Source organism: Ferrimonas marina, assembly GCF_900129905.1.
Classification (GTDB): domain Bacteria; phylum Pseudomonadota; class Gammaproteobacteria; order Enterobacterales; family Shewanellaceae; genus Ferrimonas; species Ferrimonas marina.
On record NZ_FQXG01000010.1, the window covers coordinates 98,722 to 121,714 of the forward strand.

The following is a 22,993-nucleotide window of genomic DNA, read 5'->3' on the forward strand; positions in this document are numbered from 1 at the left end:
TATCTGGACAAACATACAGTAATCTGGATGCCGCCCGTGACTGCTACTGCACCCACCGCCCTCGACGCGCTGGCCGAACTGCCCATCACCACCCTCAAGGGGGTTGGTGACAAACTGGCAGAGAAGCTGGCGCGTCTTGGTATCTGCACGGTGCAGGACATGCTGTTCCATCTGCCGCTGCGCTACGAAGACCGTACCCGCATCTGGCCTATTGCCGGTCTTACCCCCGGGGTCCATGCCACCGTCGAGGGCGAGGTGCTCAGCGCCCACGTCAGCTACGGCCGCAAACGGATGCTGACGGTCAAGCTGGTGGATGACAGCGGCCCGATCACCCTGCGCTTCTTCAACTTCGCCATGGCGCAGAAGGAGAGCTTCCGCACCGGTGCCCAGGTCCGCGCCTTTGGCGAGATCCGCGCCGGCATGAAGGGCTTCGAGATCATCCATCCCGAGTACCATGTGCTGGGGGAGAACAGCCATCCGCTGCTGGAAGACAGCCTCACCCCCATCTATCCGGCCACCGAAGGTCTGAAGCAGGCCGGGCTGCGCAAGCTCAGTGAAGAGGCACTCACCCTGCTGCGTCGGCGGCCACTGCCCGAGCTGCTGCCAGAGGGGCTCTACCCGGAGCAGACCGCCCTGTCCGACGCCATCCACTTTGTTCACCGCCCCACCCCGGACGCCAGCCTGGCGCAACTGGAGGCGGGCGAGCATCCGGCCCAACAACGGCTGGTGATGGAGGAGTTGCTGGCCCAGAACCTGTCGATGTTGCAGATGCGTGCCAGTCTGGGCGGCCACCTGGCGCTGCCGCTGCCGCCGGACAACCCGTTGCTGGCCCCCTTCCTGGCCAACCTGCCCTTTTCCCCTACCAACGCCCAGCAACGGGTGGTGGCGGAGCTGCGTGCCGATATGGCCCGGGAAGAACCGATGATGCGCCTGGTACAGGGCGACGTCGGCTCGGGCAAGACCCTGGTGGCGGCCCTGGCGGCCCTCACCGCCATCGGTCAGGGCTACCAGGTGGCACTGATGGCCCCCACCGAGTTGCTGGCCGAACAGCACGCCCTGGCCTTTGCCAACTGGTTTGAGCCGCTGGGGATCTCGGTGGCCTGGCTGGGTGGCAAGCTCAAGGGCAAGGCGCGGGAAGCCGCCCTGGAGGCGATCGGCAGTGGCCAGGCCAAGATGGTGGTGGGCACCCACGCCATCTTCCAGTCCGCGGTGGAGTTTGACCACCTGGCCCTGGCCATCGTCGATGAACAGCACCGCTTCGGTGTGCACCAAAGGCTGGAGCTGCGGGAGAAGGGCCACAAGGATGGTCGCTATCCCCACCAGCTGATCATGACCGCCACCCCCATTCCCCGCACCCTGGCGATGACCGCCTACGCCGATCTGGATGTCTCCATCATCGACGAGCTGCCGCCGGGTCGGACCCCGGTCACCACGGTGGCCATCGGTGATACCCGCCGCGATGAGGTAATCGAGCGGGTACGCCAGGCCTGCGGTGCTGGTCGCCAGGCCTACTGGGTCTGCACCCTGATCGAAGAGTCCGAGGTACTGCAGTGCCAGGCCGCCGAGGACACCGCCACCGAGCTGGCCCAACAGCTGGCCGAGCTCAAGGTCGGTCTGGTGCACGGCCGGATGAAAGCGGATGAAAAACAGCAGGTCATGGAGGCCTTCAAGTCGGGTCAATTGAACTTACTGGTGGCCACCACGGTCATTGAAGTAGGGGTGGATGTGCCCAACGCCAGCTTGATGATCATCGAGAACCCGGAGCGACTGGGCCTGGCCCAGCTGCACCAGCTGCGCGGCCGCGTTGGCCGGGGGGCGGTCGCCAGCCACTGTGTGCTGCTCTATCACCCGCCACTGTCCAAGACCGCCCAGGCCCGATTGGGGGTGTTGCGGGAGAGCAACGATGGCTTCCTTATCGCCCAGCGTGACCTGGAGATCCGGGGGCCCGGCGAGGTGCTGGGGACCAAGCAGACCGGCCTGGCGGATCTGAAGATCGCCGATCTGGTGCGGGACGCGGCGCTGGTGCCCCAGGTCCAGCGCCTGGCCAGCCATCTGATGGCCCAGCACCCGGATAGGGTGCAGCCGATCATCGATCGCTGGCTGCAGGGGCGGGAGATCTACAGCCAAGCCTAAAGCCCTGTCCTTTGTGGCCCTGGCTGCTACACTGAGCCCCAAGGTGTATAGGCCTTTTGTTTATTTATATCAGGAAGATGGTAGCCAAAGATGTATCAAGACGATGAACAACAAAGCCGCTCCAATATAAACCAGTTCGCCCTGATCCTGGTGGTGCTGGTGATGCTCGCCTGTGTTGCGGGCTGGTACTTCTTTGTCCGCCAGGCCCCCACCGCCGAACCCGAACCGCTGCCACCGGTGGTGGTGCAGGAACCCACCCTGCCGGAGAAACCGCTGCCCACCGAACCGGTACCGGAGCCCGAGCCGGAACCCGAACCGGTGCCGGAACTGCCCGCCGAGCCTGAGCCGGAGCCGATCCCTCAGCCGGATCCGCTGCCCGCCCTGGACAACAGCGACGTCTTTGCCATGGAGCAGGTCACCACCGTTGCCGACGGCATGCAGATTGGCAACGCCATCAACGAAGACAGCCTGCTGCGCCGAATCACGGTGTTCGTGGATAACCTGGCCGGCGGTGAAGTACTGCGTCAGCAAGGCCCCTTCACCAGCATGACGGAGGACTTCAAGGCACTGGAGGTGAACAACAGCCTCTACCTGGACCCGGAAGGCTACCGCCGCTACGACCAGTACGCCGAATTCCTCTACCGGCTGGAAGAAGAGGTGCTGCGGGATGCCTACCTGCGCACCGAGCCGCTGCTGGACGAGGCCTACCAGGAGCTGGGCTACGGCCCGGGTCGCTTCCGCGGCACCCTGCTGGACGCCATCGAAGTGCTGCTGCGTGCGCCGGAGTACGAACAGCCGCTGGCGCTGGAGAGCCACTCGGTGAACTACCAGTTTGCCGATCCCGATGTGGAGAATCGCTCTGATGCGCAGAAGATGATGATCCGCATGGGGCCGGACAACGCCCGCAAGGTGAAATCCCTGCTGCGCCGCTTCAAGGCCGCCTTGAACGAGTAACGCTACACAACAAAAAGGCCAGCCCACCGGGCTGGCCTTTTTTGATCTCTCCTCAGCGTGCCGAGCGCTTTGCCATCACCACAAACTGGCCGACGAACTCGGCCCGTCCCGCCAGCGACACCGTCACCGTGACTCGGGCGTTGCGCCCCTCAGCCAGGGGCGTCAGATCCGGGTTGAGCGGCAAAGCGTGGCACTCCGGCAGGTCGTGCACCGGCCTGCGATAGCGGATGTTGCCCTCGGCCAGGACGATATCCCCCTCCAGCCCCGCCGCCTCCAGCGCCAGCCAGACCCGACCCCAACCAGTCAGGGCCGCATGACTGTAGATGCTGCCGGCGAACATGGTGTTGTGCAGGTTCTTGTTGGCGGCCTGGTCAGCACGGGTGGTGAACACTCCATCAACAAAGGACACCGCCTCGATGCCCATGAATCGGGACAGGGGAATGGTGTCATGCCACAGCCGGGTCAGGCGCTGCAGGGTTTCACGCATCGGGGATTCCTCAGACCTGAAGTGAGAAGGTCACCGGCCCATCGTTAACCAGGGAGACCTTCATGTCGGCACCGAATCGGCCGGTCTCTACCGTCATTCCCTGGCTGCGGCAGTACGCCACAAAGGCCTCGTATTGACGCTCCGCCTCGCTGGGCTGGGCAGCACTGGAGAAGCTGGGGCGCAGCCCCTTGCGGGTATCCGCCGCCAGGGTGAACTGGCTGACCACCAGCAGGCTGCCACCGGCCTGGGACACGTTCAGGTTCATCTTGTCGTCTTCATCGGCAAAGACGCGATACTTCATCACCTTGTCCGCCAGGCGCTGGAGCTTGTCCTGGTCATCCTCCCGCTCTACCCCGAGCAGCACCAGCAGGCCCCGCTGGATCTCACCCACGGTCTCGCCCTCAACCACCACGGCCGCCTCGCTGACCCGCTGAATCAATGCAATCATCACTTGCTCCCACAAAAAAAGTTCATCGCAGCTCTTCGGCTAAAAGCGCTATCAAGAGAATCCACACGACACCAAAACCTAACGAAAGAGCCCAATGAGCACTCCCCAATGTGGGGACCCACCGGTGCTTATACCGACTTTGAGGTGCCCGAGTAAAAGCGATGTCGGCAAGGTCGAGGGCCAGGATGGCCCGAGAGACCAGCGGAGACAAGGAAGTCGACTCTGGTCTGTGCCGCCTGCCGACATCGTTGGGACGAGGATTCAGCACCGATAGGAGGCGATCGGGGGTTCCAAGGGGGCGAGCAGCCCCTTTGGTTGGCCGCTCCTCTGCATCCATGCAGTCGCGGCATTGATGCATCCTGCATGGCACCAAGCCAACGCGACAGAGCTACAAAGCACTGTGCTGAAATTCTCCCTGATGGGAGCTAACCCGAAAAAAATAAACAAACAAAAAGACCGGGCCGATTTTCACCGGCCCGGTCGGGATAGGCAACCCCGGGTTGCCATCATGACTCAGCGCTACTGGGTCAGTGGCACCTCAACGGCCATTGGCTGCACCTGGGGGAACTGGGCCCGCAAAGCGCGGATCCCTTCATTGGTCCAATCCATGTAGGCGGTCAGCTCTTCGATACTGAGGGTGTCCACGAAGGTTGCGGCGCCACGGATCTCCAACGCCCGCCCCTCTTCACGCAGCACGAACTTGGCGAAGTCCATGCCCTGGTTGAGCTGGCCGACGATCAGCAGCAGTTCCGGGGACTGGGCCAGTTCAGGATGAAGCACGAAGTACTTTGAGACCACCAGGCGATCCAGCTTGTTTGACAGTTTGGGGTGGAGCATGAAGTCGCTGCCATCGTAGTGCACCAGCAGGGCTTCATCGCTGGCACGCTGCACCTTGTACTGCTTGGCAGTGAGTGCCTCTGCAATCATGTCGGTGGCTTCCGCCGCGCTCTTGCCCGCCAGATCCAATTGGTCACCGCCTCCGGACAGCGAGGCACATCCCGTCAAGCTGGCCAATAGCACCAGCGCCCCCAGTTTCAACAGCTTCATGATGACTCCTTTTCCAGGTGGAAGTAGTCCGGCAGGGTGGCGGTGATCGCCGCCCCTACCAGCACGATAAGCCAGGACAGGTAGACCCAGACAAACAGGATAGGAATGGTAGCCAGGGCCCCGTAGATCGCCTCGTAGGAGGGGAAATTGGTGACGTACCAGGCAAACCCCTTCTTGCTGGCCTCAAACAGTACCGAGGCGGCGAAAGCGCCGATCAGGGCATGGCTCAGACGCACCCGGGTGTTGGGCACCAGGGTGTAAAGCAGGGTGAAGGCGCAGATCGACAGCAGCATCGGCAGTCGAGCTATGAAAAAGGCGTAAAGGCCGGAGAATCCCGCCTCGGAGAACAGCTTCAACGACACCACGTAGGAGGTGACCGCAATACTGGCCCCCATCAGGATTGGCCCCAGGGTCAGGATCATCCAGTAGAGCGAGAAGGAGTAGACCCAACGGCGGTGGGTCTGGATGGCGAAGATCCGGTTGAGCGCTTTATCGATGTTGGAGATCAGCAGCAGGGCTACCACGGCCAGGGCCAGGACACCGACGGCAGTCATCTTGGAGGCGTTGCCGACAAACTGGGTCAGGTACTGCTGCACCGTGTCGCCGGCGGCCGGGACGAAGTTCTCGTAGACGAAACTTTCCAGCTTGGTGCGGGTATCGGCAAAGCCCGGGAAGGCGGAGAACACCGACAGCACCACCGCCATCATCGGTACCAGCGACAGCAGGGTCACGTAGGCCAGGTGCCCTGCGGTGATCTGCAGGCCAATCTCCTGGGTCCGACGCCAGAGAAACGGCAGGTATCCCACGCCGTGGTGCCAATCCCAATCTCTGATCTGTTCCAGCCACTGCTTCGCGGTCATCCTGCTCCCCGTTTTCGACTTACTGGCATCCCCACTTACATTAGGGCAACATTCTCAGAAAGGAAGCTAAAATACAAAAGCTTTGGGAATATCAGGGAGTATCTATGAGCGGACAGGGATCCACCGGAAACGTCATCGCGGCGATATGCAGTTTCTTCCTTCCCGGTTTGGGGCAATTGGTGCAGGGACGGATCCTGGCTGCCTTGCTGTTCTTCCTGTTCACCAGCGGCTTCTACGCCCTCGCCAGTACCCTGATCCTGCCCTTTATCATCGCCGTGCCGCTGCACATCTGGTGCATAATCGACGCCGCCCGCTATCGCGGCTAACCGGAGGTTTTATGCGAACTATCTTGCTCAGTGCCCTGCTCCTGCTCGCCGGCTGTCAGTCCGCTTACTACTCCGCCATGGAGCAGGTGGGCTACCACAAGCGGGAGATCCTGGTTGACCGGGTCGAAGACGCCCAGGAAAGCCAGGAGGACGCGCAGAAGCAGTTCAGCTCCGCGTTGGAGGAGATGAAGACCTTGGTGGACTTTGATGGCGGCGACCTGGAAGACGCCTATGACAAGGTGAAGAGCCAGTACGACGCCTCGGCCTCGGCGGCAGAGCAGGTCTCCAGCCGCATCAATGGCGTGGCTGACGTGGCCGATGCCATGTTCGAGGAGTGGCAGGGGGAGCTGGAGGAGTACCAGTCCGCCAGCCTGCGCCGGGAGAGCCAGACCCAGCTGCGGGAGACCCGCCAACGCTACGATGGCATGCTGCGGGCGATGCGCCAGGCGGAGAGCAAGATGGAGCCGGTACTGCGTCGACTCAAGGACAACGAGCTCTACCTCAAGCACAACCTCAATGCCCGGGCCATCGGCGCCGTCGGCAACGAGTTTGGCCAGTTGGAGGTCGAGATCCAGTCGGTTATCGATGAGATGAACCGGGCCATCGCCGAATCGGACCAGTTTATCCAAACCCTGCAATAACCCATTCGCCCGGGCCGGCAACGGCCCGGGCGACAAAATCACCGGCGAGCAATTCCTTTCCCACCCCTTATGCTTTACAGTGCCGCCGCACTTGCCAATCCGACGGGAAAGATGGGAACGCCATGACCGAAAAACGCCTCAACAAATTCATCAGTGAATCCGGCTTCTGCTCGCGCCGCGAAGCGGACAAGCTGATTGAGCAGAACCGGGTCACCATCAATGGTCAACGCCCGGAGCTGGGCACCAAGGTACAGCCCGGTGACAGTGTCGAGGTGGATGGCAAGCGGATCCGGGCCAGTGCAGCGGACAAGACCGACCGCATCTACATTGCTTACAACAAGCCCATCGGCATCACCTGCACCACCGAGCGTGATGTGGAAGGCAACATCATCGATGCCATCGGCCACAAGAAACGGATCTTCCCCATTGGTCGTCTCGATAAGCCCTCCGAGGGGCTGATCTTCCTTACCAGCGACGGCGACATCGTCAACAAGATCCTGCGGGCAGAAAACGCCCACGATAAGGAGTACGTGGTCACCGTCGACAAGCCGGTGTCCGAGCGCTTTATCGAGCGGATGAGCCGGGGCGTGCCGATCCTGGGGACGGTCACCAAGCCCTGCACCGTCAAGGTGGTGAGCAAGTTCGTGTTTAAGATCATCCTGACCCAGGGCCTGAATCGCCAGATCCGTCGGATGTGCGAGTTCCTGGGCTATGAGGTTACTGCGCTCAAGCGTACCCGCATCATGAACGTCTCGGTGGATGGCCTGCGTCCGGGCCAGTGGCGCGATCTCACCGCCGCCGAGATGGCCGAGCTCAATGCCGCGGTGGCCGGTTCCTCCAAGACCGCCGCGGAGGGCCATGTGCGTCCTGCCAAGCGGATTAAGCCGGGCAGTGAGCAACGTGATGGCCAGGCCAAGCCCCGCTCCGGCAATCCGCGCCGCCCCGGTGGCATGGGTGAGGGTCGTGGTGTACTGGATCGTCCCCAGGGCAAAAACCCGCAAGGCCAGAAGCCCCAAGGCAACAGCGGCAAGGCCAAGCGTCCGGCGGACAAGCCGACCAAGGCGGTGTATGTGAACCCCAATGCGCCCAGCTCTAAGAACAAGGGCCAGGATAAGCCGGCGAAGAAGAAAACCGGCGGCAACACCCTGACGCTGAAGCGCAAAGGCTAATTGCCCCCGCCTCGGTTTGCTCGGTCGCATCAGCATGACGATGCGACCGAGCCGGCACCACACGGCTCCCCCACTCCATTCCCCAAGCTCCCCCCTCTGCGCTGCCAACCTGACCATGCCCCTTTGAAAGCTCGCGCTTTATCGATACGCTGAGAGCGCTGCAACAGAGGATCATTGATGAACTTCAACCGCTATAAGATGGCGATCCCCGCCAGCATTGGCCGCATTAAGCTATCCAGGTACGAGTTTCTCGGCACTTGGCTGCCTATCTATGCTCTGCTGTGGTTCTGGCTGCAGTCCGGCGTCCTGGCGATAACCCATGGCTTTGTCAGCAGCTACGGAATATTCACCTTCATCAGCCTGCTTGGCTACTACCTGCTCTACTGGTGCTCCAACTATTGGCCTGTCACCCTCAAGATACTGCTGCCCTGGGCCATCCTTGCTGCCGTTGCCGGCCTGGCTGTTGGCATCGCTCTGCTCCTGCTTCCCGCCACGCTGGAATGTCTTCCAGAGAGCCACCAACAGTGCACCCCAGTTGCCGCTCTTGAGCCGGAGCAACACACACTGCTGCGCCAAGGCACCACCATCAGTTGGCTCGCCAGTTGGGGCTTGCATCTGAGCGTGGTGTTGATCGCCTGGCTGCATCACCGGGCCAACCAGCCGCTGCCGCGTTAAGGCAATAAAAAAGCCCCCGGCACTGGTGTGCCGGGGGCTTTTGTCGGTTAAGCGCGGCGCTTAGCCTTTCTTCTCGCGAGAAGCACGCTTACGGTCAGACTCGGTCAGGAACTTCTTACGGATACGGATGTTCTCCGGAGTCACTTCCACCAGCTCGTCGTCATCGATGAACTCCAGGGCTTGCTCCAGGGTCATCTTGATCGGCGGGGTCAGCACCTGGGCGTCATCGGTACCGGAGGCACGGACGTTGGTCAGCTGCTTGCCTTTCAGGGCGTTCACGGTCAGGTCGTTGTCGCGGCTGTGGATACCCACGATCATGCCTTCGTACACCTCGGTGCCGTGGCCAACCAACAGACGACCACGCTCCTGCAGGTTGAACAGGGCGTTGGTCAGGGCCTTACCGGTGGCGTTGGCGATCAGTACACCGTTGATACGCTGGCCGATCTCGCCGCCTTTGTGCGGACCGTACTCGTAGAAGGTGTGGTAGATCAGGCCAGAGCCGGAGGTCAGGGTCATGAACTCGGTCTGGAAGCCGATCAGGCCACGGGAGGGCATGATGAAGTCCATACGAATACGGCCTTTGCCGTCCGGCGCCATGTCGGTCAGTTCCGCTTTGCGCAGACCCATCTTCTCCATGATGGAGCCCTGATGCTCCTCTTCCACATCGATGGTCACGGTCTCGTAGGGCTCTTGCAGCTCACCGTCGACGGTGCGCATGATCACCTCAGGGCGGGATACCGCCAGCTCGAAGCCTTCACGACGCATGTTTTCGATCAGGATGCCCAGGTGCAGTTCACCACGACCAGAGACCTTGAACTGATCCGGGTTGTCGGTCTGCTCAACGCGCAGAGCCACGTTGTGAACCAGTTCCTTTTCCAGACGCTCCAGGATGTTACGTGAAGTCACGTACTTACCTTCCTGACCACAGAAAGGCGAGGTGTTCACCTGGAAGGTCATGGTTACGGTGGGCTCGTCTACGGACAGGGCCGGCAGGGCTTCAACCTCGTGCGGGCAGCACACGGTGTCGGAGATCTTCAGCTCACCCAGACCGGAGATAGCGATGATGTCACCGGCTTGCGCCTCTTCCACCTCGTGACGCTCCAGGCCCATGTAGCCCATCACTTTACCCACCTTGGCGTTGCGAACGTTGCCGTTGGAACACTCGATGGTCACCTGCTGGTTCACTTTCACCTTACCGCGGGAGATACGGCCAACACCGATCACGCCCACGTAGGAGTTGTAGTCCAACTGGGAGATCTGCATCTGGAACGGGCCTTCTGGATCCGCTGCAGGCGCTGCAACCTCATCAACAATGGTCTGGAACAGATCGGTCATGTCGTCCTTCTGGACGCCTTCCTCGTTGGAGGCCCAGCCGTTCAGCGCAGAGGCGTACACCACCTTGAAGTCCAGCTGCTCGTCGGTCGCACCCAGGTTGTCGAACAGGTCAAACACCTGATCCATCACCCAGTCAGGACGGGCACCGGGCTTGTCGATCTTGTTGATCACCACGATCGGCTTCAGACCCATGGCAAACGCCTTTTGGGTTACGAAGCGGGTCTGCGGCATCGGGCCTTCTTGCGCATCAACCAGCAGCAGCACGGAGTCCACCATGGACATCACACGCTCTACCTCACCACCGAAGTCGGCGTGCCCAGGGGTGTCCACGATGTTGATGCGGTAGTCGTTCCACTTGATGGCGGTGTTCTTCGCCAGGATGGTGATACCACGCTCTTTTTCGATGTCGTTGGAATCCATGACGCGCTCGTCCAGATCCACACGATCGTCAAAGGTGCCGGATTGACCCAGCAGTTTATCCACCAGGGTGGTCTTTCCGTGGTCAACGTGGGCGATGATCGCCACGTTACGCAAGTTCTCGATACTCAAAGTATTTCTCTCCAGGCAAAGGGGAAATAGAAAAAAACCCGACCGTCATACGGTTCGGGCTCAAGGCCAGTCCCGGCGAGTTCGGCCGGCCCACCCCTTCGCGGGGTCAATTCTGGGCGGCAAGTGTACTGGAAACTGTCTAAAACCGCGACAACAAAGCATGGCCCATGGGTTATTAATTCTCCATGTGCGGTGCTACAGTGGCGTGACGGCGAAAAAAGGGAGCGCCGTCGGGCAAGTTCAGGGAAGCCAGGGTCGCGCCCACGCCCAGCGCACCAAATTGGTGCAGGCGCCATTTCGGGGCGCACCAACACAGTGCGACGCACGACCTCATCTTCCCCCCAAGATTTTCAAATCCTTTATTTTCAGCAACTTGAAAAAGTGGCACAGCCTTCGCTTAGGTGGTGCCATCTTGGTTCGCATACTCTATTTATGCCATTGGAGGCCATTAGGATGTCCATCGAAAACGTATTGAAAACCATCGAAGAGAACGAAGTGAAATTCGTCGACCTGCGCTTTACCGATACCAAGGGTAAAGAGCAGCACGTTTCCATCCCGGTTAGCCAAATCGACGCCGACTTCTTCGAAGAGGGCAAGATGTTCGATGGCTCCTCCATCCAAGGCTGGAAGGGCATCAACGAGTCCGACATGATCCTGATGCCGGACCCGTCCACCGCGGTACTGTGCCCCTTCACCGACGTTGAAACCCTGAACGTTCGCTGTGACATCATCGAGCCGGCCACCATGGAAGGCTACGATCGTGACCCGCGCTCCATCGCCAAGCGCGCCAAGGCCTACATGCAGTCCACCGGCATCGCCGACGACGCCTACTTCGGTCCTGAGCCGGAGTTCTTCCTGTTCGACGACGTACGCTACAAGACCGACATGTCCGGCTCCATGTACGCCATCGATTCCGAAGAGTCTGCCTGGAACTCTGACAAAGAGTACGAAGGCGGTAACAAAGGCCACCGTCCTGGTGTGAAAGGCGGCTACTTCCCGGTATCCCCGGTAGATTCCGCTCAGGACATCCGTAGCGCCATGTGTCTGGTGCTGGAAGAGATGGGTCAGGTTGTTGAAGCCCACCACCACGAGGTAGCCACCTCCGGTCAGAACGAGATCGCCACCCGCTTTAACAGCATCGTTGAAAAGGCCGATGAGCTGCAGGTACTGAAGTACGTAATCCACAATGTGGCCCACGCCTACGACAAGTCCGCCACCTTCATGCCCAAGCCGGTTGTGGGTGACAACGGTTCCGGCATGCACTGCCACCAGTCCCTGAGCAAAGACGGTGTGAACCTGTTTGCTGGCGACAAGTACGGCGGCCTGTCCGAGACCGCGCTGTACTACATCGGCGGTATCATCAAGCACGCCCGTGCCATCAACGCCTTCGCCAACGCCTCTACCAACTCCTACAAGCGTCTGGTCCCTGGCTTCGAAGCCCCGGTGATGCTGGCCTACTCCGCCCGTAACCGCTCTGCTTCCATCCGTATCCCGGTAGTACCGAGCCCGAAAGGTCGTCGTATCGAGGTGCGCTTCCCGGATCCGACCGCCAACCCCTACCTGGCCTTCGCTGCCATGCTGATGGCGGGCCTGGACGGCATCCAGAACAAGATCCACCCTGGCGATGCCATGGACAAGGACCTGTACGACCTGCCGGCAGAAGAAGCGGCTGAGATCCCGACCGTAGCAGCCAGCCTGACCGAGGCCCTGAACGCTCTGGACGCTGACCGTGAGTTCCTGACCATCGGTGGCGTGTTCTCCGACGACTTCATCAACTCCTACATCGAGCTGAAGCGCGGTGAAGTTGAGCGTCTGGACATGACCACTCACCCGGTTGAGTTCGAGATGTACTACAGCGTGTAATCACGCAACGACTACGTAAGGTAGAACCAGCCCTCTGTACCCTGAAAAACAATAATAGCTTCAGAGGCATGCTCAGAACCCACCCCCTCGGGGGTGGGTTTTTTTCTGGCCGCCAAACCACTACACTCGAAAGTGAGTGGATACTACGGAGCAAGCCCATGCGTTGGTCAGTACTTTTCCTGTTGATGATCACCCTGCCGCTGTCGGCCTCGGTCTATAAGTGGACCGACGAACACGGTCAGGTGCACTACTCGGACAAACCCCGGGAGGGCGCCGAGCAGGTAGAGGTGGACCCCAGCAAGATCAGTACGGTGGAGTTGCCCGCCCCACGCCCGGTGGTAGCCCAGGCCGAACCAGAGAGCACCCAGCCGGACTACCGCATTGCCCTGCTCGATCCCCAGGATGAAGCCACCATCCGCGACAACAACGGCCAGCTGGACCTGCAGATCCAGCTCGAGCCCGACCTGCAGGATGGCCACCGGGTGCAACTGTTACTGGATGGCGAGGTGGTACGCACCCTCGGTGGCGGTGGCTCCTACGCCCTGGATAACCTCACTCGGGGCGAACATCAGCTGCAGGCCCAGGTGATCGACAAAAACGGCAAAGTCCTTGCATCTACTGCCTCAAGGACCGTGTACCTGCACCGCCACTCGCGCCTGTTTACGCCGCCAGGGCCTACTCCAAAGCCATTGCCCAATGGAGCCCCCTGATCGTGCGATAAAGGCTATGCACCATTTTGGTGCAGTGCTATGGTGGTGCATCATCACGGAGCATTGTGGGAAGGATGCATCACTATGGTTCAGGCCAACGAACCCTCATTACTCGACCATCTCAATACCGCCGTACTGGTGTTGGACCCGCAGCAGCGGGTGACCTACTGCAACCTGGCAGCGGAGCAGCTGCTGGGGCTGAGCAGCCGTCGCATGATGGGCTGTGTCTTTGCCGAGCTCTACAGCCAGATCGCCACCGACCCTGCCACCCTGGCCCAGGCCCTCGACGGCCACAGCAACCAGGCGCTCCATGCCCTCTCCCTGGTGACCCTGGATAATCAGCACCACACCGTTGACCTGACCGTCACCCCGCTGGAACAGGGCCAACGCCTGCTGGAGGCGCGCACCGTCGATCAGCAACTGCGGATCAGCCAGGAGCTGCAGCAGTACGCCCAGCACCATGCCGCCCAACTGCTGGTGCGGGGCCTGGCCCATGAGATCAAGAATCCGCTCGGTGGCCTGCGCGGTGCCGCCCAACTGCTCAACATGGAGCTGGAGAGCCAGGAGCTGAAGGAGTTCACCGGCATCATCATCGAGCAGGCTGACCGGCTGCGAAACCTGGTAGACCGCCTGCTGGGGCCGCAGCATCCGGGCCAGTGGTCGCTCAATAACGTGCACCGCCTGCTGGAGCAAACCAGCACCCTGTGTGAGCTGGAATCCAATGGCCAGGTGGAGGTGGAGCGCGACTACGATCCCTCCATCCCGGACTTCCTGATGGACCACGAGCAGCTGCAACAGGCCCTGCTCAACATCATGCGCAACGCCCTGCAGGCGATGAACAACCGCGGCAAGCTGGTGCTGCGCACCCGCAGCCAGGGCGCCACCACCATCGCCGGAGTGCGCCACCGCCAGGTGGTGGCCATCAGCATCATCGACAACGGTCCGGGGATCCCCGGCGATGTGCGCGACACCCTGTTCTACCCCATGGTCACCAGCAAAGCCGAGGGCAGCGGCCTGGGGCTCTCCATCGCCCAAAACATCGTTAGCCAACACCAAGGGCGGATCGATCTGGAGAGCTGGCCCGGGCACACCGAATTCACTCTGCTACTGCCACTGATTTTTCGTAAGGAGGCGCCGTGAGCGAACAAGTTTGGATCCTGGATGACGACAGCTCCATCCGCTGGGTACTGGAGCGTGCCCTCAAGCGCGCCGAGATCAGCTGCGCCAGCTTTGCCAATGCCGAATCCCTCTGGCAGGCTTTGGGCACCAGCCAGCCTGGAGTGATCCTGTCCGACATCCGCATGCCCGGCACCGATGGCCTGACGCTGCTGCAGCGGGTCAAGGCGGAGTTCCCGGATCTGCCGGTGCTGATCATGACCGCTCACTCGGATCTCGACAGCGCCGTCGGGGCCTACCAGTCCGGCGCCTTCGAGTACCTGCCCAAGCCGTTCGACATTGAGGATGCCCTCTCCCTGGTGCGCCGTGCCCTGGAGCACGCCCAAAGCCGGGTGCGCAAGGCCAAGGCCAGCACCGAGGCGATGCCGGAGATCATCGGCGAAGCCCCGGCGATGCAGGAGGTGTTTCGCGCCATCGGCCGCCTGGCCCGCTCCTCCATCAGCGTGCTGATCAACGGCCAGTCCGGTACCGGTAAAGAGCTGGTGGCCAGCGCGCTGCACAAGCACAGCCCCCGGGCCGAACACCCCTTTGTGGCGCTGAACATGGCGGCTATCCCCAAGGATTTGATTGAGTCCGAGCTGTTTGGCCATGAGAAAGGCGCCTTTACCGGCGCCGGCGGCCAGCGCATCGGCCGCTTCGAGCAGGCCAACGGCGGCACTTTGTTCCTGGATGAGATCGGTGACATGCCGCTGGACGTACAGACCCGGCTGCTGCGGGTCCTGGCGGACGGCCAGTTCTACCGCATCGGCGGCCACAGCCCGGTGCAGGTGGATGTGCGCATCGTTGCTGCTACCCACCAGAACCTGGAGCAGCGGGTGGCCGAGGGTCAATTCCGGGAGGACCTGTTCCACCGCCTCAACGTTATCCGCATCCAGCTGCCGGCCCTGAAGGAGCGCAGCGAGGACATCCCCGCGCTAACCCGCCACTTCCTGGCCCGGGCCGCCAAGGAGCTGGGGGGCGATCCCAAACGGCTCAGCAGCGAAGCAGAAAAGCGCCTGAGCCAGTTCAGTTGGCCCGGCAACGTACGCCAGCTGGAGAACGCCTGCCGCTGGATGACGGTGATGGCTTCAGGCCAGGAGATCCTGGTGGATGATCTGCCGCCGGAGCTGACCAGCACGGTACAGCCCGGCAGCGTCGGCGAGCTGGATGATTGGACCGCGCAGCTGGCCAGCTGGGTCGAACAGGCCCTGGCCAATGGTGAAGCCAACCTGCTCAGCCAGGCTCAACCGGCGTTTGAGCGCACCCTGCTGCAGGTGGCACTGCGCCACAGCCAGGGCCATAAGCAGGATGCCGCCCGGCTGTTGGGCTGGGGCCGTAACACCCTGACCCGCAAGCTCAAGGAGCTGGATATGGAGAGCTGAGCCGGCAGTGGATAACCATCGACTCTGTCAACACCATAACGGTGCCCCATTTGGGGCACCGTTTTTCGTTTATCTGCCACTGTCAAAGCGGCAGATCGCCATGGTCTAACATTGACTTAGGCCAGCGGCGCTTGGCCCCGGATAGCCAATAGAAAGGCATGACCTACCAAAGAATTTCAGGTAAAACAGTGTAAATGGCGCTTGGGTGACTTTTAAGCATCAGTTAGGCTTGGCCCCGAATTGATTGAAGAGATGAATGTCATGAGTCGGATTTTGCTGGTTGAGGACGATCACGACCTGTGCGAGCTGCTCGGACAGCTGCTGGAGCTGGAGGGCTTCAACCCCACCATCTGCCAGGACGGCCCCTCCGGGCTGGCCGCGGCCCAGACCGGCGAGCACGACCTGGTGCTGCTGGACGTGATGCTGCCGGGCATGAATGGCTTTGACGTGCTGCGCCAGCTACGCCAATCCAGCGATGTGCCGGTGCTGATGCTGACCGCCAAAGGCGATGACATTGACCGCGTGGTCGGGCTGGAGATCGGCGCCGACGACTACCTGCCCAAGCCCTTCAACGACCGCGAGTTGATCGCCCGGATCCGCGCTATCTTGCGCCGCACCGGTGAGCGCAATCGAGACGGCGCCAAGGGCGAAACCGACACCCTGGAGCAGGGCGATCTCACCCTCTATCCCCGTCGCCAGGAAGCCTGGGCCAATGGCGAACAGCTGGTCCTGACTGCCACCGAATTCAATCTGCTGCTGGAGCTGGTGCGCCACAGCGGTGAAGTGGCCAGCAAGGAGATGCTGTCCGAGGAGGTGCTCGGCAAGAAGCTGATGCCCTTCGATCGCAGCCTCGACATGCACCTCTCCAACCTCCGCCGCAAACTGCCAGAGCGCAAGGATGGCCGCCCCCGGGTGAAAACCGTACGGGGTAAAGGCTACATCTGGCTCGATTGATGCAACTGCCCAATCACCTTTTCTTCAAACTGCTCCTGGCATTCTGGCTGACCACCTCACTGATCCTGGTGTTGGTGATCGGCCTGCCCTACCTGCAGGAACAGCTTGAGCGGGAGCCGATCCAGCCCTATCAGGCCCAGGCCCTGGAGCGCATCGCCACCGACATGGAGATCGCCGACGGCCGTGCCCTCAACAGCATCGGTCAGTTGCTGCGCCAACAGTTGACCCGGCAGGACCGGGAGCAACGGATCCAATACTTCGTGCTGGACGCCAATGGCCAGCCGGTCAGCACCGCGCCGCGCAACGTCCCCAAAGAGGTGCGCCACTTCCTGCTGGCCGAAGAGAGCTACCGCAGCGCCATGAGCTGGCGCTTCCCCAATGCCGTGGTGTTTGGCCCCCAGATCGTCTATCTCAAGGACAGCGAGTACTACCTGATTGGCCTGCAGGAAGCGGTCAACACCCGCCCTATGCTGTTCTACCTGATGGAGCACCCGGGCAGTTTCCTGCTGGTCTCCATCGCCTTCTCCGGTGTGGTGTTTGGCTTTATGTCCTGGCACCTGGGCAAGCCGCTGCGCCAGCTGCGCCAGACCGCCAATGCACTCTCCATGGGGGACCTGGATGCCCGTGTCGCCCCCGCCACCCTGAAACGGCGGGATGAACTGGGCCACTTGGGTGCCAGCTTCAACCACATGGCCGACTCGGTCAGCACCATGCTCAAGGGCCAGCAGCGGTTGCTCTCCGACATCAGTCATGAGCTGCGTACGCCGCTGACCCGGATGCAGCTGGCGATGGCCCTGACCCGCAAGAAGCAGGGCGACACCCCGGAGCTGCAACGCATCGCCCGGGAAGCGGGCAACCTGGAAGACATGATCCGCGAGCTGCTGGCGCTGTCCCGGCTCAACATGCAGATCACCGAACAAAAAACCGAGCTGGACCTGGTCCAGACCCTGACCCCCATCCTCGACGATGCCCGCTTCGAGGCGGAGCAGATGGGCAAGCTGCTCACCGTCGAGCTGCCGGACTCGGTGCGCTATTACGGCCTGGATACCCTGCTGCAACGGGCGGTGGAAAATCCCCTGCGCAACGCATTGCGCTACGCCGAAAGCCGGGTGGTGGTCAGCATGAAGGTTGAGGAAGAAGAGATCGTCATCGATATCCAGGACGATGGGCCTGGGGTGCCGGAATCAGATCTGGCCACCATCTTTAAGCCCTTCTACCGGGTCGATGAAGCCCGCCATCGCGACAGTGGCGGCTGGGGCTTAGGGCTGGCCATCGCCCAGGCGGCGATCGAGGCCCACCAGGGGCGGATCGACGCCCAGAACCGTCCGCCCAATGGGCTCTGCGTCAGCTTTTATTTGCCGGCCTACGGTAATGGACACAGCTAAGCACTATTCGACCAGCATCCATCCGCTATGGCGGTTTGAACCAACAGGTTTTGACTCAGTCACGCGAATCCACCGCGCTTAGCCACCGAGCTAGCCCACCACCAGGGGTAGCTTCGGGTTTGCCCCCCATTCGGCCCAGGAGCCGTCGTACACCCGCACCTTGCTCTGTTGCGCCAGCGTCGCCGCTAGGGCCAGCACGCAAGCGGTGACGCCGGAGCCGCAGCTGAACACCCACTCGGTCTGGGCCGGGCCCAGCGCAGCAAAACATTCTCGCAGCTCGGCTTGGTTGCGCAGATGGCCGCCCTCCAGCACCCGGTCATAGGGCAGATTCAGCGCACCGGGCATCCGTCCGCGCCGTACCCCGGGCCGGGGCTCCGGCGCCTGTCCCAGGAACCGGGCCGGGCTGCGGGCATCCACCACACGGTGTCCCGGTTGGGTTAATGAGGCCACCACCTGGCGCTGATCGGCGTACCAGGCCTCGACCCGATGAGCCAGGTAGCGGCCAGGCTGGGGAGCCGAGACCGGACCGGACTCCAACTCACCACCTGCGGCGCGCCAGGCAGGCAAGCCACCGTCCAGCACCGCGACCCCATTGTGTCCCATCGCCTTGAACATCCACCAGGCCCGTGGCGAGGAGAAGATGCCACTGCCATCGTAGACCACCACCGCGTCATCGTTGCTGATCCCCAGTCGCGCCACCTCAGCGGCAAACTGCGCCGGCTCCGGCAGCATGTGAGGCAAGGGCCCCGGCGCCGCCAGGCGCTGGTCAAAATCGAAATAGCGTGCCCCTGGCAATCGTGCCGCACGCCACTCAGCCACTGGATCCCGATCGCTGCCAGGCAGGTACCAGCTGGCATCCAGCAGCTTCAAACCGGGGTGATGCAGGTGTTGTTGCAGCCAGTCGGCACTGACCAGATCAGGCAGATGGAACGCGTCGGTCACTGGAACTCCTTGTGAGTTGGGGATAGTTTTAGCCTAATCGATTTACCGCTTCTATGCTTGCGATCCCCTCGCCGGAAAGGTACAACGAGCGGCGAAACCGACGCTGGAACTCAACCATGTTTGAAATCGCCCTGTACGAACCTGAAATCGCCCCCAATACCGGTGCCATCATCCGGCTTTGCGCCAACAACGGCTGCCGGCTGCACCTGATTGAGCCTATGGGGTTCGATATGGAGGAGAAGAAGCTGCGCCGCGCCGGTCTGGACTACGCGGAGCTGACCAACGTCACCCGCTACCCCGATTACCCCAGCTTCCTGGCGGCAATGGCGGGCCGTCGTGTCTTCGCCCTCACCACCAAGGGCTCGCGGCCCCATACCGAGCCCAGCTACCAGCAGGGCGATGTGCTGCTGTTTGGCCCGGAGAGCCGCGGATTGCCGGAGGCGGTTCGTGAGGCGATCCCCACCGAGCAGCGGGTCCGCATCCCGATGAAAGCCGGCGCCCGTAGCCTCAACCTGGCCAACGCCGTCTCCATCGTCAGCTACGAGGCCTGGCGCCAGCTGGACTTTGACGGTGCCCTTTAGGCGCCCAGCCCTGATACAATCATTGAGATATTCGAAAAGGTAAGTGCACCATGTCTCTGCAAGATCAATTGATGAAGGCTGGCCTGGTCAGCAAGCACGACGCGAAGAAGGCCAACAAGGCCAAGCATCGCGCCCTCAAGTCCGGTAAGAAGGTGATCAACGAAGCCAAGGCTGACGCCGCTCAGAAGCGGGTTGATCAGGCTGAGCGCGATCGTCAGCTCAATGCTGAGCGCAAGGCTGAGGCGGATAAGAAGGCGGTCCAGGCGCAGATCCGCCAGCTGATCACCGTCAACGCCCAGTCCCGGGACAAGGGCGAGCTGGCCTACAACTTTTCCGACAATGGTCGCATCACCAAGATCTTCGTCACCCCGGCGCTGCAGCAAGGCCTGGTCAATGGCCAGTTGGCCATCGCCACCCTGGATGACAAATACCACCTGATCGCCACTGCCGTAGCGGAGAAGGTGGCCCAGCGGGACGCCAGCGCCATCGTGCTGCTCAACGACAAGGCCAAGGACGCGGTGGACGAGGACGACCCCTACGCCGATTACCAGATCCCCGATGATCTGATGTGGTAAACGCAACGCGCCGCCCAATGGGCGGCGCGCTGGTTTCTGGCGTTGGCTATCACGCGGTGACTAGGGCGTCACCTCCGCCACCGCCTCCACAAAGATCTCAAGGTACTCGTCGTTGAACGGCGACTTGTGGGAGGTGGTGATAAAGCGCAGCTCCCCCTTCTCTTCGATTCGTACCGAGACGGCATAGGTGCGGCCGGATTCGATCAGGTCATGATCGAAGCTCAGCTCGAAGGGGAACGGCGGCGCGCCCTGCACCTCGAAAGCCTGACTGGCCAGCACCTGGGCCGGCACATCCTGTTTGGAGACATCCGCCAGGATCACCTTCATCACGGTGCCGGGTGCCAACAGGATCCGCTCCCGATAGAACACCTCACCATCGAGGGTGCTGGAGTCCACAAACTCGTCACTGGTGTTCTTGGCCTGATACACCTGCACCTGCGGGCCACCGCAGCCAGCCAACAGTGCCGCCAGCAACAGTGCCATCCCAAACCTGATCATCGTCCTCTCCTTTGTCCAAAATCCCATACCCTGCCTTCTTAGCATAGTGCCACAACACCAAGGCGTTAACGCCATCCTTTCGAATTGACTCAACCAGCACTGAATGCCGCTCAAACAAAGCCATTGCTCCAGGCTGTGCGAATCCCTAGATTAGATACCGCAGTGACTGCAATGGAATCGCAATCAGGAAAATGTTGATATGAAAACAAGGATGTTACTGGCAACCATACTGGGCCTGGCAGGATGCGGCGGCTCAGGTTCCGACAACGAAACCCCCACACCAACCCCCACACCCGAGCCGCCACCACCACCGACCATCACCTGGACTGTCCAGGGACAGGTAGATCAGCTCAGCGGTGGCACCATCGATCTGCTGCTGCTCACCGGCGCAGGGGAAGACACCCGCATGACCGGCTTCAGCTCAACCATCGACGAAGAGGGTCAATTCGAGGTCGCCATTGAGGAATTTCAAGAGGGCGATCTGGATCCCCAATCCTGGGTCGTGCTGCGCGCCCAAGGAGAGGGAGATCAAGCCCACATCGCCTGGGCCAGCCACATCGCCACGCTGCAGGAAGCGATGGAGAACTCCGGCGAGGATCTGATCCTTAACCACGACGAACAAGCCCGGGTTCACCTGACGCCACTGACTACGGCGCACTATCTGATGACCGGTCGGTTCCAGCAGGAACTGAACTCAGTCGAGCAACTGGATCAACTGGCCACCCATACCGATCCGGAACAGGCAGTGACCCTTGCCGCCTACCTGGACCTTACCGCCCAGCAGCAACTGCTGCCGATGGACGAAGGCCAAACCCTGCTGACCCTGTTTGACCTGACCATGCCCTACCACAGTGCCCAGGCACAGCTCGAGGCGATGGACGGATACGGCACCGAGCAGTGGCAGGAGCAGGTTGTTCCGCTCATCACTCAAAGCATCGAGGCCCAGCTGGAGCGCCACGGCATGCCGCTGGCCATCACCCCCGACGCACCGCAACTGTTCAGTCCGGCTTCGCAATACGGCTGGCTGGCCGAGCAGGCCACCGTGCTGCAGCTCGACGAGGAGGGCAACGGCAGCCTCGACGAGACCAACACCTCCAAGCACCTGTTCCCCACCACGGTCAGCATGATGAGCAGCAGCGGCTCGACCCTGACCCTGGAAAACCAAAAAGAAGACTATTGGTCCGGGTTCATGTTGAGATACGCCCTTATCGATCAACGTTTTGGAGAAGACGTAGAAGCCGTCCTTTGGGAACACATCAACAACTCAGCCAGCGACCAGGTGGTGATACATTTTCGCCCCCTGAGCGAATCCTTCAGCCGCCTGGACCTTGCTCCTTGGGTGGTACACCGCAGTCTCACCGAGCTCGAGGTGGAGCCGGCCCTCTACGATCCACCGTTTGACTGGCAGGGGACCAATCCCGTTGCCCTGGAGGAGGAGATCTTCTACCGGGTGATTCTCTCGCCGCAGTCAGAGGTACCGTTCGAGGCAGTTGGCAACTGGGCCCTCAATCTGCCCATCGAAAACGAATTTGGCAATATATCCTGGTTCAGTCAGCGACTGGTCACCCTGACCGACGATGGCAACGTGCTGTTTGAGGATGGTACCCCCTACGGCAGCTACAGTGCCGCAGAGGGCGTACTGAGCGTGCAGTCACTGGATGGCTGGCAGCTGACCTACACCCCGCTGCAGGGGGAAGCGCCACTGCTGAACGCCCTGCAGCATGCCCAGCGGGACGAGGTGGAGCATCGCCTGGTCGCCCTGATGGCCCAGCAGGTCGAGACCGACACACCCTGGGGCGTGGAACTGGAGCAGGAGCTGCCCCTGGTGCTGGCCTCCTACCCCTTAGCCTGGATTGCCGACCGCTGGCAGGGTGAACTGCTGAATTTCGACTACCTCTGGACCTACCGCTTTTTGGCGGACGGCACCTTTCATTACATCAGTGATGACCAAATTGATGATCTAGACGTGTTCGTCTCGGGCCACGCTTCTAGCTCAAACATCTACTCCTGGTCGAGAGACGATAGCGGCAAGGTGCAGATCGAGCGACGTTGGGATTATGCCGAAGGGGTCGTATATGAGCGCCACTGGTGGCCATTGTCGGTCACTCCGGACGGCTACCAGGTGATCCTCGAATCGGAGACCGCCTACGAAGATCAAGACCGAGACGGCGTCGCAGACACAGCCGAGATCTACTTCGCACCGCGCATCAATTTCCTGCGACCGATGAACCTGAAGGATTACCCAGAGGCCTACCAGAACTCCCTAATCCAGGGCACCTTGCCGGTGCACTAAGATCATTGCCATCCAAAACGCCGGCCTTGTG

At 61.4% G+C, this 22,993-nt stretch carries 22 protein-coding genes; 15 read left to right on the forward strand and 7 right to left on the reverse strand.

Annotation, left to right across the window (positions count from 1 at the left end; genetic code table 11):
* The first annotated feature begins 36 nt into the window (after nt 1-36).
* Entirely contained in the window at nt 37-2,133 is a 2,097-nt protein-coding gene (gene recG / locus BUC04_RS20950; RefSeq protein ID WP_244885933.1) for an ATP-dependent DNA helicase RecG, read from the forward strand.
* 90 nt (nt 2,134-2,223) lie between these two features.
* Entirely contained in the window at nt 2,224-3,087 is an 864-nt protein-coding gene (locus BUC04_RS24050; protein ID WP_067661381.1) for a DUF3014 domain-containing protein, read from the forward strand.
* Between the two features lie 52 nt (nt 3,088-3,139).
* Here BUC04_RS24050 and BUC04_RS20960 read toward each other — a convergent pair whose 3' ends face one another.
* The 4 genes from BUC04_RS20960 to BUC04_RS20975 form a co-directional block, all read right to left on the reverse strand.
* The gene (locus tag BUC04_RS20960) at nt 3,140-3,574 is read right to left on the reverse strand and encodes a YiiD C-terminal domain-containing protein (protein WP_067661379.1); all 435 of its coding nucleotides are present in this window, start codon (nt 3,572-3,574) and stop codon (nt 3,140-3,142) included.
* A gap of 10 nt (nt 3,575-3,584) precedes the next feature.
* Nucleotides 3,585-4,022 (reverse strand): D-aminoacyl-tRNA deacylase, encoded by a 438-nt coding sequence (dtd, locus tag BUC04_RS20965; RefSeq protein ID WP_067661377.1) that lies wholly within the window; start codon nt 4,020-4,022, stop codon nt 3,585-3,587.
* Nucleotides 4,023-4,541: 519 nt separating this feature from the next.
* Nucleotides 4,542-5,069 carry a YbjN domain-containing protein gene (locus BUC04_RS20970; protein ID WP_067661375.1) on the reverse strand — a complete coding sequence of 176 codons (528 nt, stop codon included), beginning with the start codon at nt 5,067-5,069 and terminating at the stop codon, nt 4,542-4,544.
* The gene (locus tag BUC04_RS20975) at nt 5,066-5,929 is read right to left on the reverse strand and encodes a virulence factor BrkB family protein (protein ID WP_067661373.1); all 864 of its coding nucleotides are present in this window, start codon (nt 5,927-5,929) and stop codon (nt 5,066-5,068) included. The genes BUC04_RS20970 and BUC04_RS20975 overlap by 4 nt, the downstream gene beginning before the upstream one ends.
* Nucleotides 5,930-6,033: 104 nt before the next feature.
* Between BUC04_RS20975 and BUC04_RS20980 the strand changes: the two genes are divergently transcribed.
* The 4 genes from BUC04_RS20980 (at nt 6,034) to BUC04_RS20995 (ending at nt 8,740) form a co-directional block, all read left to right on the forward strand.
* Complete coding sequence (locus BUC04_RS20980) at nt 6,034-6,255, forward strand: hypothetical protein (RefSeq protein WP_067661371.1); 222 nt, start codon at nt 6,034-6,036, stop codon at nt 6,253-6,255.
* An 11-nt stretch (nt 6,256-6,266) separates the two neighbouring features.
* On the forward strand, nt 6,267-6,896 hold the full coding sequence (locus tag BUC04_RS20985) for a DUF2959 domain-containing protein (RefSeq protein ID WP_067661370.1): 630 nt from the start codon (nt 6,267-6,269) through the stop codon (nt 6,894-6,896).
* Nucleotides 6,897-7,018: 122 nt separating this feature from the next.
* Nucleotides 7,019-8,065: a 23S rRNA pseudouridine(2604) synthase RluF gene (gene rluF / locus BUC04_RS20990; RefSeq protein ID WP_082766710.1), complete on the forward strand. Its 1,047-nt coding sequence runs from the start codon at nt 7,019-7,021 to the stop codon at nt 8,063-8,065.
* Nucleotides 8,066-8,242: 177 nt separating this feature from the next.
* A complete protein-coding gene (locus BUC04_RS20995) occupies nt 8,243-8,740 on the forward strand; it encodes a hypothetical protein (RefSeq protein WP_067661369.1) in 498 nt (165 codons plus the stop codon).
* Between the two features lie 60 nt (nt 8,741-8,800).
* Here BUC04_RS20995 and typA read toward each other — a convergent pair whose 3' ends face one another.
* Complete coding sequence (gene typA, locus BUC04_RS21000) at nt 8,801-10,624, reverse strand: translational GTPase TypA (protein ID WP_067661368.1); 1,824 nt, start codon at nt 10,622-10,624, stop codon at nt 8,801-8,803.
* A gap of 453 nt (nt 10,625-11,077) precedes the next feature.
* Here typA and glnA point away from each other — a divergent pair, with 453 nt between their 5' ends.
* The 6 genes from glnA to BUC04_RS21030 all read left to right on the forward strand — a co-directional run bounded on the left by glnA (nt 11,078) and on the right by BUC04_RS21030 (nt 18,073).
* Nucleotides 11,078-12,487, forward strand: a complete 1,410-nt coding sequence (glnA, locus tag BUC04_RS21005; protein ID WP_067661366.1) for a glutamate--ammonia ligase — start codon at nt 11,078-11,080, stop codon at nt 12,485-12,487.
* 158 nt (nt 12,488-12,645) lie between these two features.
* Nucleotides 12,646-13,197, forward strand: coding sequence for a DUF4124 domain-containing protein (locus tag BUC04_RS21010; protein ID WP_067661364.1), 552 nt, complete (start codon nt 12,646-12,648; stop codon nt 13,195-13,197).
* Between the two features lie 84 nt (nt 13,198-13,281).
* Complete coding sequence (glnL, locus tag BUC04_RS21015; RefSeq protein ID WP_067661361.1) at nt 13,282-14,337, forward strand: nitrogen regulation protein NR(II); 1,056 nt, start codon at nt 13,282-13,284, stop codon at nt 14,335-14,337.
* Complete coding sequence (glnG, locus tag BUC04_RS21020) at nt 14,334-15,734, forward strand: nitrogen regulation protein NR(I) (RefSeq protein ID WP_067661357.1); 1,401 nt, start codon at nt 14,334-14,336, stop codon at nt 15,732-15,734. The genes glnL and glnG overlap by 4 nt, the downstream gene beginning before the upstream one ends.
* A gap of 261 nt (nt 15,735-15,995) precedes the next feature.
* Nucleotides 15,996-16,688 (forward strand): response regulator, encoded by a 693-nt coding sequence (locus tag BUC04_RS21025; RefSeq protein ID WP_067661562.1) that lies wholly within the window; start codon nt 15,996-15,998, stop codon nt 16,686-16,688.
* A complete protein-coding gene (locus tag BUC04_RS21030) occupies nt 16,688-18,073 on the forward strand; it encodes an ATP-binding protein (RefSeq protein ID WP_067661355.1) in 1,386 nt (461 codons plus the stop codon). Before BUC04_RS21025 ends, BUC04_RS21030 begins: the two co-directional genes overlap by 1 nt.
* Nucleotides 18,074-18,163: 90 nt before the next feature.
* Here the strand turns inward: BUC04_RS21030 and BUC04_RS21035 are convergent, their stop codons facing one another.
* Nucleotides 18,164-19,015, reverse strand: coding sequence for a sulfurtransferase (locus BUC04_RS21035; RefSeq protein WP_067661353.1), 852 nt, complete (start codon nt 19,013-19,015; stop codon nt 18,164-18,166).
* Between the two features lie 116 nt (nt 19,016-19,131).
* Between BUC04_RS21035 and BUC04_RS21040 the strand changes: the two genes are divergently transcribed.
* Together BUC04_RS21040 and BUC04_RS21045 are read left to right on the forward strand one after the other, a co-directional pair.
* Nucleotides 19,132-19,596: a tRNA (cytidine(34)-2'-O)-methyltransferase gene (locus BUC04_RS21040; protein ID WP_067661351.1), complete on the forward strand. Its 465-nt coding sequence runs from the start codon at nt 19,132-19,134 to the stop codon at nt 19,594-19,596.
* Between the two features lie 50 nt (nt 19,597-19,646).
* Complete coding sequence (locus BUC04_RS21045; RefSeq protein ID WP_067661349.1) at nt 19,647-20,171, forward strand: DUF2058 domain-containing protein; 525 nt, start codon at nt 19,647-19,649, stop codon at nt 20,169-20,171.
* Nucleotides 20,172-20,231: 60 nt separating this feature from the next.
* On the opposite strand, the gene BUC04_RS21050 is transcribed toward BUC04_RS21045, so the two are convergent.
* Complete coding sequence (locus tag BUC04_RS21050) at nt 20,232-20,669, reverse strand: YbaY family lipoprotein (protein WP_067661347.1); 438 nt, start codon at nt 20,667-20,669, stop codon at nt 20,232-20,234.
* 199 nt (nt 20,670-20,868) lie between these two features.
* Between BUC04_RS21050 and BUC04_RS21055 the strand changes: the two genes are divergently transcribed.
* Entirely contained in the window at nt 20,869-22,962 is a 2,094-nt protein-coding gene (locus tag BUC04_RS21055; protein ID WP_143165829.1) for a hypothetical protein, read from the forward strand.
* Nucleotides 22,963-22,993 lie beyond the last annotated feature (31 nt).

Excerpts from the sequence above, each read along its gene's own strand:
- glnA (WP_067661366.1), top strand. The coding sequence starts at position 11,078 with ATGTCCATCGAAAACGTATTGAAAACCATCGAAGAGAACGAAGTGAAA.
- dtd (WP_067661377.1), bottom strand. The coding sequence starts at position 4,022 with ATGATTGCATTGATTCAGCGGGTCAGCGAGGCGGCCGTGGTGGTTGAG.
- BUC04_RS20995 (WP_067661369.1), top strand. The coding sequence starts at position 8,243 with ATGAACTTCAACCGCTATAAGATGGCGATCCCCGCCAGCATTGGCCGC.
- BUC04_RS20975 (WP_067661373.1), bottom strand. The coding sequence starts at position 5,929 with ATGACCGCGAAGCAGTGGCTGGAACAGATCAGAGATTGGGATTGGCAC.
- rluF (WP_082766710.1), top strand. The coding sequence starts at position 7,019 with ATGACCGAAAAACGCCTCAACAAATTCATCAGTGAATCCGGCTTCTGC.
- BUC04_RS20970 (WP_067661375.1), bottom strand. The coding sequence starts at position 5,069 with ATGAAGCTGTTGAAACTGGGGGCGCTGGTGCTATTGGCCAGCTTGACG.
- BUC04_RS21055 (WP_143165829.1), top strand. The coding sequence starts at position 20,869 with ATGAAAACAAGGATGTTACTGGCAACCATACTGGGCCTGGCAGGATGC.
- BUC04_RS20980 (WP_067661371.1), top strand. The coding sequence starts at position 6,034 with ATGAGCGGACAGGGATCCACCGGAAACGTCATCGCGGCGATATGCAGT.
- BUC04_RS20985 (WP_067661370.1), top strand. The coding sequence starts at position 6,267 with ATGCGAACTATCTTGCTCAGTGCCCTGCTCCTGCTCGCCGGCTGTCAG.
- BUC04_RS24050 (WP_067661381.1), top strand. The coding sequence starts at position 2,224 with ATGTATCAAGACGATGAACAACAAAGCCGCTCCAATATAAACCAGTTC.
- BUC04_RS21040 (WP_067661351.1), top strand. The coding sequence starts at position 19,132 with ATGTTTGAAATCGCCCTGTACGAACCTGAAATCGCCCCCAATACCGGT.
- glnL (WP_067661361.1), top strand. The coding sequence starts at position 13,282 with ATGGTTCAGGCCAACGAACCCTCATTACTCGACCATCTCAATACCGCC.
- BUC04_RS21010 (WP_067661364.1), top strand. The coding sequence starts at position 12,646 with ATGCGTTGGTCAGTACTTTTCCTGTTGATGATCACCCTGCCGCTGTCG.
- BUC04_RS21030 (WP_067661355.1), top strand. The coding sequence starts at position 16,688 with ATGCAACTGCCCAATCACCTTTTCTTCAAACTGCTCCTGGCATTCTGG.
- BUC04_RS20960 (WP_067661379.1), bottom strand. The coding sequence starts at position 3,574 with ATGCGTGAAACCCTGCAGCGCCTGACCCGGCTGTGGCATGACACCATT.
- BUC04_RS21045 (WP_067661349.1), top strand. The coding sequence starts at position 19,647 with ATGTCTCTGCAAGATCAATTGATGAAGGCTGGCCTGGTCAGCAAGCAC.
- BUC04_RS21025 (WP_067661562.1), top strand. The coding sequence starts at position 15,996 with ATGAGTCGGATTTTGCTGGTTGAGGACGATCACGACCTGTGCGAGCTG.
- BUC04_RS21050 (WP_067661347.1), bottom strand. The coding sequence starts at position 20,669 with ATGATCAGGTTTGGGATGGCACTGTTGCTGGCGGCACTGTTGGCTGGC.